General features: G+C 67.2%; 13 protein-coding genes. 1 reads left to right on the top strand and 12 read right to left on the bottom strand.

Annotated elements, in window-relative coordinates; all coding sequences use genetic code 11:
* Window positions 1–7 precede the first annotated feature (7 nt).
* The 5 genes from NP4_RS40780 to NP4_RS08535 form a co-directional block, all read right to left on the bottom strand.
* Window positions 8–181, bottom strand: a complete 174-nt coding sequence (locus tag NP4_RS40780) for a hypothetical protein (RefSeq protein WP_156524895.1) — start codon at window positions 179–181, stop codon at window positions 8–10.
* A gap of 381 nt (window positions 182–562) precedes the next feature.
* The gene (locus NP4_RS08520; protein WP_067994482.1) at window positions 563–1291 is read right to left on the bottom strand and encodes an NIPSNAP family protein; all 729 of its coding nucleotides are present in this window, start codon (window positions 1289–1291) and stop codon (window positions 563–565) included.
* An 85-nt stretch (window positions 1292–1376) separates the two neighbouring features.
* Window positions 1377–1673 (bottom strand): MTH1187 family thiamine-binding protein, encoded by a 297-nt coding sequence (locus tag NP4_RS08525; protein WP_062513298.1) that lies wholly within the window; start codon window positions 1671–1673, stop codon window positions 1377–1379.
* 4 nt (window positions 1674–1677) lie between these two features.
* Window positions 1678–2154 (bottom strand): hypothetical protein, encoded by a 477-nt coding sequence (locus NP4_RS08530; protein ID WP_067994485.1) that lies wholly within the window; start codon window positions 2152–2154, stop codon window positions 1678–1680.
* A gap of 110 nt (window positions 2155–2264) precedes the next feature.
* Complete coding sequence (locus tag NP4_RS08535; protein ID WP_067994884.1) at window positions 2265–2720, bottom strand: flavodoxin domain-containing protein; 456 nt, start codon at window positions 2718–2720, stop codon at window positions 2265–2267.
* 650 nt (window positions 2721–3370) lie between these two features.
* On the opposite strand from NP4_RS08535, the gene NP4_RS08540 reads away from it, so the two are divergent.
* Window positions 3371–4792 (top strand): stealth family protein, encoded by a 1422-nt coding sequence (locus NP4_RS08540; RefSeq protein ID WP_082875694.1) that lies wholly within the window; start codon window positions 3371–3373, stop codon window positions 4790–4792.
* A 6-nt stretch (window positions 4793–4798) separates the two neighbouring features.
* Here the strand turns inward: NP4_RS08540 and NP4_RS08545 are convergent, their stop codons facing one another.
* The 7 genes from NP4_RS08545 to NP4_RS08575 form a co-directional block, all read right to left on the bottom strand.
* Entirely contained in the window at window positions 4799–5113 is a 315-nt protein-coding gene (locus tag NP4_RS08545) for a hypothetical protein (protein WP_067994492.1), read from the bottom strand.
* Between the two features lie 114 nt (window positions 5114–5227).
* Entirely contained in the window at window positions 5228–6178 is a 951-nt protein-coding gene (locus tag NP4_RS08550; protein ID WP_169813692.1) for a phosphodiesterase, read from the bottom strand.
* Between the two features lie 125 nt (window positions 6179–6303).
* Window positions 6304–7644: an MATE family efflux transporter gene (locus tag NP4_RS08555; RefSeq protein ID WP_082875695.1), complete on the bottom strand. Its 1341-nt coding sequence runs from the start codon at window positions 7642–7644 to the stop codon at window positions 6304–6306.
* 53 nt (window positions 7645–7697) lie between these two features.
* Window positions 7698–8726 (bottom strand): PLP-dependent cysteine synthase family protein, encoded by a 1029-nt coding sequence (locus NP4_RS08560; RefSeq protein ID WP_067994498.1) that lies wholly within the window; start codon window positions 8724–8726, stop codon window positions 7698–7700.
* A gap of 40 nt (window positions 8727–8766) precedes the next feature.
* A complete protein-coding gene (locus tag NP4_RS08565) occupies window positions 8767–10089 on the bottom strand; it encodes a type III PLP-dependent enzyme domain-containing protein (RefSeq protein ID WP_067994501.1) in 1323 nt (440 codons plus the stop codon).
* Complete coding sequence (locus NP4_RS08570) at window positions 10080–11042, bottom strand: ornithine cyclodeaminase (protein ID WP_067994885.1); 963 nt, start codon at window positions 11040–11042, stop codon at window positions 10080–10082. The genes NP4_RS08565 and NP4_RS08570 overlap by 10 nt, the downstream gene beginning before the upstream one ends.
* Window positions 10996–12165: a TauD/TfdA family dioxygenase gene (locus tag NP4_RS08575; protein WP_067994503.1), complete on the bottom strand. Its 1170-nt coding sequence runs from the start codon at window positions 12163–12165 to the stop codon at window positions 10996–10998. The genes NP4_RS08570 and NP4_RS08575 overlap by 47 nt, the downstream gene beginning before the upstream one ends.
* Window positions 12166–12437 lie beyond the last annotated feature (272 nt).

Here is a 12437-nt window from a genome sequence, read left to right on the forward strand (position 1 = left end):
GCCTTGCTCAGTCGGGCAGGCGGGTTTCTGTGAGACGCTCGGCCTCGGACCACAGCTTGTCGCTTATGTTCGGATCGCTTGCGCGGCTGGGGATTCGGGCGCGGGTGGTGGGGCCGAGTCGTCGGTTGGGGTCGTGGTATTCGCCGGACTTCGCGGCGGTGTAGAGCAGGGGGTTCGGCACCCTTGTGGACGTCCTGGCTGGGGAAGATGTCGAAGCGGAGCAATGGGATTCGGTTACGGGTCGCGTCGGTTCGTCTGGCTTCGGCCTGGCCGCTGACGTGCGCTGAGGACTTCACGTTCGGGGCGGTAGCGAGGTGAGGGGGTGTCGCATGGGAGCGTCGGTGCGGCAATGGGATTCGGTTACGGGTCGCGTCGGTTCGTCTGGCTTCGGCTCGGCCGCTGACGCGCGCTGAGGACTTCACGTTCCCAGGCCGTATCGAGCTGAGGGTGGTGTCGTACGGGAGCCTCGGTGCGGTAAAGGGATTCGGATGTGCGTCGCGCTGGATTGGGTTGGTGGGATGGCGCGCGCAGCCTGGGCGTACTGCCCAGGCTGCACGGCGAATCAATGCAGTAGTGAGCGGGCCGTGGGGGCCAGGCGCAGCTGTTCGCTCGGGGCGGCGAGGCGCTTCGTGAGGGCGGGCTCGACGTGTTCGGTCCAGTTGGGGCAGCGGGATATGGCCTCGAGATGGTCGGTCAGGTCCTCGGCGGTATCGAAGCGGGAGAACCATACGAAAACCCGCTCGCTGCGGATCGGCAGCGCCGGGAAATCATTGTGTGAGGGATCGGTTTCGTAGCAGGCGAGTACCTCGGCCCCGCTGTCGGAGATGACCGGGCACATGCGGATGGCGAAGAATTCGGTGAACTCGGCCATGGTGACGGCCGGATAGTGGATCGTGACCAGTATGCGTGAATCGGGCAGCTCCACCGCACACCGCCCGGGACGCACGAACTGGGCCCCGAGATCACCGACCGACCAGACGGGTTGCAGCAGTAGCGCATTGCTGGTGTCGACCATCGTCGCCCGCGCCGCCGGGGCATGGGTGCGCCAGGTCTCACCCTCGAAATAGAAGGCGGTCAATGCCGAGTGACGGGCGGTCATGTCCTGAAAGGCTCGTAACCAGACGAATCGGTCAGGATCGTCCTCATCTCGGAATTGACCGACGATCCGCATACCCGCGGACTCCTGGGTCTCCACGAATTCCCGGTCGAACAGATCGATCAGCGCGTCCCGCCGACCGGGACGCAAGGTGTACTGACGCAATTCCACAATCGGCCAATGGGTTTCGGTCATGCGAAAACGATGCCGCACCGAAATGTATTGGACGAGCGGCCAGATAGCCTTTGTTCGTCAATATCTGGCCATTGAGGGGTGTGTGTCAGCCCTCGGCGAGATAGCGTTCCACACTGGCTACTTTCGCGGTCATCGCATCGGTCACGCCGGGACGGATATCGGCTTTGATCACCAGACTGGCCCGCGGCGCGGCGGCCAGAACCGCCTCGGTGGCCTGTTTGATCACGGCCATTACCTCATCCCATTCACCCTCGATGGTGGTGAACATGGCATTCGTTTCGTTGGGCAGGCCGCTCGCGCGCACCACGCGCACGGCCTCGGCGACCGCACGGCCGACCTCTTCGCCCGCGCCGAGGGGACTCACCGAAAACGCAGCAATCATGGGATCAATTCTCGTCGGTGGCCAGCCGTCGCAGGGTCGCGACACGCGATTCCAGATAGCGCAGTTCGGAATCGTCGAGCACCGTGCGCTGGATGCCGGTGTCGACGGCGAAGGCGGACTGGCGATGATCGTCGATCACCTCGACGTCCAGGGCGATGCCGACGTAATCGTCGGCGCCGGGCAGCGGATCGGCGATCACCCGCGCGCAACCGCGGGCGCACAGCGCGACATTGCCGCCGCCGAGAATGAGCAGGGCCACATCGGGCCGCTCGCGCAGGCGTGCGAGGGAACCGCGATCGGACTTGAGGCTCAGCAGGATTCGCCGATCGCCGGCGCGCACCGGCCAGGACACCGGAATCGCGTGCGGCGCGGGATCGGTGGTCACCAGCACCGCGATCGTGTCCTGGGGCCACTGCGGCAGAACGTCGAGTTCGGGATGTTCGGTCGAGGGCTCTTGACGCTCCCGGGCTCCGGTTACCATCTTCGTCACCTTACGGTCGGCTCGCGCGGCGGGCTGGGCCGCGCATTTAGCAGTGTAAGCCGTTGTGCCGCAGGCCCAATCGGCCGTCGACTGGTGAGGTTGGCCTAACTTCAGGCTTTCGCCAGGTCCGGAATGGGAAGTCGGGTCGCCCACTCGCGCGCGTGATCCTGGGGCCGGACGGCGACGGAGGCGTCGTGCCGGGCGTGTTCGCCGATCTGCACCGCGCCCAGGGCGGTGAACTTCTCCGCGCAGATCTCGCCGCCGCGATTGAAGGTGGTGTCGTAGACCGTGTCGCCCAGGCCGAAGACCGCGAAGCGTAGCCCGGTCAGATCGGGGAGGCGGTCGTCGAGCTGTTCGAAGAACGGTTCCGCGCCGGTGGGCAGGTCGCCCGAACCGTAGGTGGAGCAGACCAGGATGTGAAAATCGTCGCGCTCGAGGTCGTCGACATCGAAATCGCTCATGTCGTAGACCGCGACATCGTGGCCGCTCGCCAGTACGTCGGCGATCGCGTCCGCGGCCCGCTCCGCGGTGCCCATCTCGGTCCCGAACAGAATCACAACTCGCACAACCATCTCCTGCGTCTCGTCCGACTGGCTCGCAAACGCCCAGCTACGCTGTGCCTTTTCTGCGAGTAAGCCTACCCTAACCTGTACACTGGTCGAGGTGTGCCGCCACCTTTCGTGAACCGACGGGACGGCATGTTCCGGTTACGGATGTGAAAACAGGTCGAGAGCTGCGACGGTTTCGATTGACGAACAGGTATCGGCGGTTGCATCATTCGTAACAGTTCCCCGTCCACGCGGGGAAGCGCGAGTAACCGGCCGATGACCGTCCGGTGAAGCGAGTCGTTCACCGCTTCCAGGTGGAGACAACGCAGCAGCATCCAGTACGGCGCGTTCGCGCGTCCGGCCGCGAGTGAGGTGAGAGCAATGGGATTCCGGTCTTATCGGCATCGGCTGTGGGCAGCTTTCCCGAACAGTCTCCCCGCGCGGCTTCGTCCGGCGCGCTGAATCGTTGATGTGTGCCCTTCGCCTTCGGCGAAGGGCACCTGGGTGTGGCTTCGGGCACGTGGGTGCGTGTCTCGGGCGTGTGGGTGTGTCTTCGGTAGGTGAGGTGCCTGCCCGTTGATCCCGCGTGCGTTGTTTTTCTTTTCGGTGGTTTCGATCCGTTGGCCCGTGGGTGGGGTCGTCGGGTCCGTAGCGAGGCAGGAGTGGTGATGATGGAGTTCGATGCGATGGTGGCGAATCTGGCGGTTTCGACCGCGGTCGTCGACGATCTGCGGTATCTGCGAGCGGAATTGACGGCCGCGGATGCCCCCTTCCTGCTGGTGCGTGATTCCGATCATCGGCTGGTCCTGGCGGTGGATTCGGCCCATCGCCCGGCGCTGCGCCGGGTGCTCGGCGCGGCCGTGGTCGCCGGGTTCCGCTGTAACGAGGTGCGCCACAACGTGTTTCGGCTCGGTCGAGACCTCGATCCGGCCCATCACGTGGAGCTCGAGCTGTGGGATCACCACGGCGATACGGTCGAATGCCCGCGCCCGAACGCCCTGACCCGCAACGTATTCGACGCGGCCGATGTCGAACAGACCACCGTGCTGATGTTCGACACCAGCTGGCCCACCCTCGACGGCATGTTCGCCCCGCACCCCACCGATGTCGGCTTCGATATCGACCTGGTGTTCTCCTGGGTCGACGGCGCCGATCCCGAATTCCGCGCTCGCCGTGCGGGAATGCTCGCGCAGGTGGTGGTCGGCGAGGGCGACGACGCCGATGCGCGGATCCGTCAGATCGACGAGCTGAAGTACGCGCTGCGCTCGGTGTACAAGAACGCGCCGTGGATCCGGCGCATCTTCATCGCCACCGATTCGAAGGTGCCCGAGTGGCTGGCCGAGGACCCCCGGGTCACAATTGTGCGTGCGGTGGACCATTTCTCGGATATCAGCGCGCTGCCGGTATTCAATTCGCATGCGGTGGAATGCCAGCTGCAGCACATCGAGGGCCTGTCCGAGCATTTCCTGTACTCCAACGACGACATGTTCTTCGCCCGGCCGGTACGGCCGTCGATGTTCTTCACGCCCGCGGGCATCAGTCGGTTCATCGAGGCGGGTACGCGGATCGGTCCGGGGGCCAATACCGAGCGTCGCAGCGGATTCGAGAACGCCGCGCGGGTGAATCGGCGGTTGCTGGCCGGGCGGTTCGGACATGTCATCACGCGGCATCTGGAGCACACGCCGGTTCCGTTGCGCCGCAGCGTACTACTGGAGATGGAACGCGAATTCGCCGAGGATTTCGCCCGCACCCGGGCCAGCCGCTTCCGCGCGGCGACCGATATCTCGGTCACCAATTCGCTGTACCACTACTACGCGCTACTGCGCGGGCTGGCGGTACCGCAGGAATCGGCGCGGATGCGCTATGTCGACACCACGAGCCACCGCGGCCTGGCCCTGCTCGACGAGCTGATCCAGCGCCGCGATGTGGACTTCTTCTGCCTCAACGACGGCAGTTTCCCGGAAGTGGCGGAGGCCGAACGAATTCGGACGGTCTCGGAATTCCTGCAGAGCTATTTCCCAGAGGCCGCGCCGTGGGAGAAGGTCGCCGACGGGGATCCGCTGGCGGCCCTGGAACCGGGCGCGGCCTAGGTTCGGTCAGCTCGCGCAGACGGCGTTGAACGCGTCGGTGGCAGCGTCCATATCGGCGTTGTCATCGAGCAGCGCCTGGGCGTACGCGTCGATGGCCGCCTTCTCCGCGCCGACGGCGGGCAGCCCCGACAACCGCGCGGACAGCGTCTGCAGAGTGGCCGCATCGAGGTTGCCGTCGGGAGACATGTCGACGGCCGCGTTGATCCAGGCGATCGCGGTATCGCACACCGGTGACTGCGCCTGCGCGATGGCGGCGGGAATGAGGATCAGCGAACCGACCGCGGCCGTGGTCAGCAGAGTGGCGGAAAAGAGCTTGTACAACGTTCCCTCACAGTGTCAGCGGAAAGATCCGCCAAGCGCGGATCTCCAACCGAACACCGTAACCAAAACGGACTAAGCCGCCAAAACGGGCGATACGAACCTGATTTCGGCCGCTCAGCAGACCGCTTCGTCGTCGGACTCGGGAGCCGAAGCGCGGCGCTCGAGTCCGACCGGTATGCGTCCCGCGGGAAGGATGACGATGCCCTCCTTCTCGAGTCGCTCGGCCGCCTGTTCGGGAGTCGCGGGCTGACCGACCGTCGGCCCGCGATCGATCGGCACTACCGAATGCACGACGGTGTCCGGATATACGTGCACGTAGTTGAAGCTCTGGGCGCCGTCGCGGCCGCGCTGGCCGCCCTCGGCGACCGCGAGATCCTGGCTGTAGCAGGCGGAGGAGGCCACCGACACCGGAATTCCGGCGAAGGTCGCGGTCGTGGAGAAGTGCAGGTGTCCGGCGAGGATGCTGCGTACATCGGTGCCGTCCAGGACATCGGCGAGGCGGCGCTGATCGCGTAACTCGACGGTCACCGCGAGGTCCTGGATGCACGGCACCGGCGGGTGGTGCATGGCCAGAATAGTGCCGAACGGCGCGGGTTCGGCCAGCACCGAACGCAGCCAAGCCAATTGGGCCTCGGAGATCTCGCCGTAGTGATGTCCGGGCACGGTCGTGTCGAGCACCACGACGCGCAGCCCGTCGAACATGTGCACCCGGTCGAACGGTTCGGCCGAGCCGTCCTCGTCGAGCAGATGTTCGCGCAGCGCGGCCCGGCTGTCGTGATTACCGGTCACCCACACCACGGGAGCGCCCAGACGCCGCGCGAACGGTTCGACCAGGGCGCGCAGTTTGGCGTAGGCGTCCGGCTCGCCGTGATCGGTGAGATCGCCGGTGAATACGATCGCGGTCGGCGTGATCCGGCTCGCCTCGGCCCGGGCGAGCAGCTGCCGCAGCCGCTGCTCGGCGTCCACCGCGCCGTAGAGTTCGTCGCCCGCGATCAGATGGGTGTCGCTGAAGTGGAACAGAACGTGGTCCGGTCGCGGATACTCCGCGACTCTGCTGATGTGCACCGGACTCCTCCCGGCAAGGTTGCTCGCCATTGGCTTCAGGCTCCAGCGTCAGCTTAGCGAAGCCCTATAGTCCAAGTTCCCCGTGCACGGTGACGACATGCTTACGTGACGGTGAGAATTCCGTGTCAGCTCGCCCCCGGCAAGCTATCGGCCAGCACTCGTCGCTCGGCCTGCTGGCGCTGGGTGAGCGCGGTGAAGTACCGGCGCAGCATCAGCCCGGCAGTCGCCGCGAGTCCGGCCGCCAGACCCCACCACACCCCGGCCGCGCCGAGTCCGAGCGGGAATGCCAGCAGCAGCGCTGTGGGCAATCCCACAACCCAGTAGCCGATCAGCGACAGCCGGAATCCGGCCTGGGTCTCCTTGACCCCGCGCAGCAGCCCGTTGCCGATGTTCTGGGCGGCGTCGAAGAACTGCAGCACGATCGCGATCAGCAGCAGGCCGTGCGCGAGCCGGATCGTATCCCCGTCCTCGCTGTGCAGGAACGGCCGCAGCACCAGATCCGGCACCGCGACATAGGCCACCCCCACCAGCGCCGCCACCACCGCGGCATGCCGCAGCGCGAGCCAGGCCAACCCGTGCGCGCGATCGAATTCGTCGCGGGCCACGGCCTTGCTGACCAGGATCGATCCGCCGTGCGACAGCCCGACCGCGATCTGGAACACGATGTAGACCAGCTGGTAGACGATATTGTGCGCGGCCAGCGCGGCCGGGCCGATCGTGCCCATCACCAGCGCGAGCACGGAGAACATCCCGGCCTCGGAGCCATAGGTCAGCGCGATCGGCGTGCCCTGCCGCAATTCGGCCACGACCGTGCGCATTCGCACCGGCCACATGCGCAGCGGCAGCGTCGCACCGAGTTCCGGATCGCGGCGCACCATCGCCCACAGCACCGCGAACGTGGCGAGGAAGACCAGCGAGGTCGCGATGCCGATACCGGTCAGCCCCAGCGCGGGCAGTCCGGCCCAGCCGTGCATCAGGGCCAGCGCGACAACCAGATTCAGGGCCACCGAACCGAGGGTGACCAGCAGCAGTGCCTGCGGTCGCTGCATGCCCACGGTGTACTGCCGCAGTGCCTGGAACCACAGACACGGCAGCAGACCCGGCGCCAGCGCCACCATCATCGGCCGCGCCTCGGACAGCACGCTCGCGTCCTGACCGAGCCACTGCAGCGTCCAGCCCAATCCGATCAGGACCAGGCCGCCGAGCAGACCCGCGACGGTGGCGATGAGGAAGCTCGAGCGCACCACCTCACGGATCTCGTTGTCCGGATTCGTGTTCCGCTTCTCCGCGCGACTGACCACGGTCGCGACCTGATTGCCGGTCGCGGTGATCAGTCCGACGCACATGGTGCGGATCTGGTTGAACAGCGTCAGCGCCAGCCCGCCCGCGGCGACCTGACTGATGCCCAGCGACCCCATCAGCGCGATATTCGTCGTCGACACCGCGACCTGAGCCAGCTGTGTCATCGCGATGGGCGTCGCCAGCGTCGCTAGTTGTTTCGCATCGGTACCGACGATGCTCACGACACCCCCACCAGGTCGCGTCGGGTCGGGGCGTAACGATCCAGCAATTCCAGCACCTCGCGTTCGGCGGATTCGTCGAGCAGTTCGCGCTCGGCCATCCAGTCGTCGTCGAAGACGGTATCCAAATACTTCTCCCCGCCGTCACACACGATCGACACGATCGTGGAGCCGGGCGGGAACTGCTCGAGGCGGGTGAGCGCGGCGTGCACCGAACCGCCCGCCGAACCGCCGAGCATCAGGCCGTGGAAACGGGCGACCGCTCGGGCGGCGGCGAAGGCGGCCGCATCGGTGACCTTCAGACCCTCGTCGAGCAGCGAATAGTCCACGGCCGTACCGACCGTCGCGCCCGGCGGTGTTCCGGTGCCGGACTGCCAGTACGGTCCGCCCTCGCCGCCGAAGGCGATCGAGCCGACCGGCTCCACCCCGATCACCCGCGGCACGCAGCCGAGTTCACGCAGGCGTCGGGCGGTGCCGAACAGCGAACCGCCCGTGCCGACCGCGGACAGCAGAATATCGACGCTGCCGAGATCCGCCAGCAACTCCTCGGCGACGGCGTAGTAGCCCAAAGCGTTGGCGTCGTTGTTGTGCTGTTCGGTGAAGTAGGCGTCGGGCCGGGCGTCGGCCATCGCCTCGGCGAGATCCTCTCGCGCCGAGGTGGCCAGGCTGTCGTCACCGTCGTCGGCGACGTAGACGAGTTCGGCTCCCATGGCTTTCATCGCACGCAGTTTGTCCCTACAGGCGTGGTGGTCGACCACCGCGGTAAAGCGATACCCACGTTCGGCGGCTACCACCGCCAGGCCGAGTCCGGTATTGCCGGACGTGGACTCGATAATGTGACCGCCATCGTTCAGCAAACCACGCCGCTCGGCATCGAGCACCATTTCCCGCGCCATCCTGATCTTGGCGGCGCCGGTCGGGTTGAACTGTTCGAGCTTGAGCAGCAGCCGCGTACCCGTCGCGGTGCTGGCGAGTTCGAACAGCGGGGTATTACCGATCAGGTCCGTCACGCGCGTGACGAGCGGCATGCGTATCTCCTCGGGTGGGCTGGGTTGGAGGGGGTGCCGGTCACCCGGCGTCGAAGGACCAGCGGAACCGCTCGCCGGATGCGTCGTGTAGCACCAACTTGGGCGGTATGGGTAATTCGTGGAACGCGGACTCGTTGGAATCCATCTGGTAGCCGGCGGTATTCGGGTAGACGAGCAGATCGCCGATCTCGGCGGGGCGCGGCAGCGGGATGCGCCGCCAGCTGAGCAGATCGGATTCGAGGCAGGTGGCCGCGCCGACCGACGCGCCAACCTGTTCGCCGGGGCGCGGCGGCCACGGTACCGGGTCGGGTAGGTATTCGCTGGCGAACCACTGTTCCGACAGGCTCAGGCTGGTGCCGTCGACGGTCAGAAGCTGGTACGGATGGCCTTGTGCGGTCCGGGTTTTCACGCCCTGTACCCGGAAGACGGTACTGCCCGCGCGGTCGAGCAGGGCGCGGCCGGGTTCGATGGCCAGCTGGATCCCGTTGTCGCGCAGCAGCGTTGCCAGATCATCGTGCGCCAGGACCTCGGCCAGCATGGCCGGGCCGGGGTTCGCGCAGTGATAGGGGTAGTAGTCGTCGAACCGCTTGTCGGCGTGGAACCACTGGGGTCCGGCCTCGGCGGTGAAGGTCCGCCAGTTCTCCGCCGGGACGTAGTCGACGGCGAAACCGCCGCCGATGGAGATGGTGAGCACCGGATGTCCGAGTGCCCGGGCGGCGCGGCAGCGTTCCACCAACGCCGCCGCCAGCTCGGCCCGGGCCATGGGATCGTAACCGGACAAATGGAAACTGAAGCCCTCCAGCCGCACCGATCCGAGTGTCGTGTCGGTCAGGGCGGCGGTGAGTTCGTCGTCGGTCAACCCGAAGCGGCTGGACGAACCGGGCGGCAGCACCCGCAGCAGCACCCGCGCGGGCAGGTCGAGGGCGGCCAGCCGGTGCAGCTCGGAGAGTTCGTCGATCGCGATCAGCGCGCCGTGGCGGGCCGACAACCAGAGCAGCTCATCGGATTTCGCGGGCCCGGTCACCATGAGTTCGTCGCCGCGGATGCCGTGCGCGAGCGCCGCGGTCAGCTCGCCGGTGCTCGCGACGTCCACGCCCGCACCCGCCTCGGCGCAGGCGCGCACCACACAGGCGGCCTTGTTGGCCTTCTTGCCGTAGAAGATCGCGCCCTCGATCCCGGCCCGCTCGAATACCGCGCGGAACTCGGCGATATTGCGCCGCACGCGCTCGGGGTACATCACATGGAACGGCCCGCCGACCGCGAAGGCCATATCCGCCAACAGGTTCGGATCATCGAGCAGCCGCTGCTCCCACGCGTCGCGATGCGCGGGCATGGGCGCGGCCGTGACGGCGCTCAATCCCATAGGCGAACCTCCGTACCTCGGCCCTCCTCGATGGCCCGTTCGGCCAGCGCGTGGGCGACTGCGATATCGGTGAGCACCAGACCGCTGTTGTAGACGAAGACGCGGTCCTGTGCGGTGCGGCGGCCCACCGCGCGGCGGGCGAGGATCTGGGGCAGTTCGGCGTCGACGCCGCGCAGATCGCCGTCGGGTCCGGCCATATCGGTGCCGGTGAGGGTCATCTGCTCGGCGCTGGTGGCGATCACGCGGTCGGCGTCGTGCAGCGTCGAGGGCGCCAAGCCGTAGCCGACCAGCACCGCGACCGAACCCGGTGCCAGATCGGCGGATTCGAGTGCGACCGCGGTGCCCGGACCGGCGGTCGCGAGCACCACATCGGCCTCGCCGGCGGCGGCGCGCGGATCGGCCACGGTCCGCAGTTCCAGGTCCGGGCGGAAGCCGGCCAGCTGATCGTGCACCGCCTTCAACCCCTCCTCGTGCGTGCCGTACACCGTGAGCCGATCCAGTTGCGGATTGGCGGCGAGCAGATGCGGCAGGGCGTGGCGGCCCTGGGTTCCGGTGCCGATGAGCAGCACACTGCGTGCGCCGGGGCGCACGGTCTCGCGCACCAGCAGCGCCGACGCCGCCGGGGTGCGTACGGCGCCGACGCGGGCGCAGTCCATCATCGCGATCGGCATACCGGTGGCATCGTCGTAGAGCGTGATGGTGGTGTAGTACCGCTTGGTGCTGCGGTCGTGGCTCGGGTCGAACTTGTAGGAGGTCTTCATCGCGACTACCCGCCGGCGGCCGTCGCGGCCGAGCATGGCGTAGGCCACCGACCAGCCGTCGGGATGGGCGACGCTGAGCTTGCGCGGATTGTCCGATTCACCGCCTGCGAGAGCGAGATACGCGTCCTCGACGGCGCGCACCACCTCACCCGGAGTGATCGGAACGTCCGCCAGGTCGCTGCGGCTCAGAATGCGTAACGGGGTGGGCTTGGAACTCACGGTCTTCCTCGTTCATTTCGGATCCGAACGGCGTGACCGTCCGCTGCCCGTAACCACTTTCGCCCGTTTCGGCGGGAGTGCGGCGGCGGGGCAGCCGGATGTTGACCCGCTTGAGCCAGCGATCGGTCCCGTCGTAGCGTGGGGTGAACGGTACTCGGCCATGCACCACCACGTCGTTGTCCACCAGCAGCAGCTCACCCGGATGCAGCACGGCCACGCGGCACACCCGTTCCAGTTCGGCGCCGAGATGTGAATAGGCGCCGCGGAATTCGTCGTCGGCGTCGTCGAGCGGGGTGTAGGCGGGGTCGTAGCGCAGTGTCGGCTCGTCCTCCGCGCCCCCGATCGTCGCCACCGGATCGGCCTGCAGGCGGTGGAACTCGGTGCCGTAGGAGACATCCGGCAGGATCGGCAGCAGCGGCTCCCGCAGACGGAGTCGCTGCCGATCGTCGAGGTCGATCTGGCGCACCGAGGAGACGGTGGTGCCGACCAGATCCGGATTGCGCAGGCAGCCGAGCATGAGCAGGTGGGCCCGCTGGGGATGGAACGCGTCCTCGGTGTGCGGGCTGAGCAGGGTCGTACTGCTCGCGCCCGACTGTTCGTGTTCGTGACCGGGCGAGGGGACGATGTTGTTGACCAGTCGGCCGTCCTGCTGCCCTTCCCAGCCGAACGGCTCACCCGCGCAGCGGGCCAGCAGCAGCATCGACAGGTCCAGCTCGAAGGAGGCGTGCCGATATTCGGCCTGGCCGCTCCATGCCGCGGCCTGTCGCCAATCGCGGGGCGTGGGGCCCAATTCGCCGTCGTGCAGCGGCAATCCGGACACGATGGCGGCTCCGGCCGAGGTGGCGGGCGGGCGCACCGCGTGGCGTACGGCGCCGGGCAGGCCCGCGGCGCGGGCATCGATCAGTTCGATCAGCCGCGGATCGGTGAGCGCTGCGGCATCGCTGGTGGACCATCCCGGTAAACGTTCCATCATCGCGGCGATCGCGGCGGCTGTGGCGCGGATCGCCTCGGCGGCGGCCGCCGGCAGCGTCCTGCGTTCGATCTCTTCGGTGGCGCCGGCGTGGGGTGTATGACGTTCACACAGAACGTTTTTCACCAGGCATTCCCTTCTTCGCAACGGTGGTGAAGCAGGTGGTGAAGACTCCGGTGTGCGAAGGTAGCCGCTCTGCCGAGCTTAAGCAAGGCTTACCTAAGAGTGTGTCGGAAATAGCTGCCATGCATCAGCCGATCGCCAGGCACGATATCGGACCCGGCGGGCGGTTCCGCCGTCCCGCATGGACGGACGCGGGCCGGGTGTCGCAAACTCATTAGGTTAGCCTTGGCTCCCCGGCGAAAAGCGCGCCGGGGAAAACGGAGTGACGTGCCGGA

Source organism: Nocardia pseudobrasiliensis NBRC 108224 (assembly GCF_001613105.1).
GTDB lineage: Bacteria > Actinomycetota > Actinomycetes > Mycobacteriales > Mycobacteriaceae > Nocardia > Nocardia pseudobrasiliensis.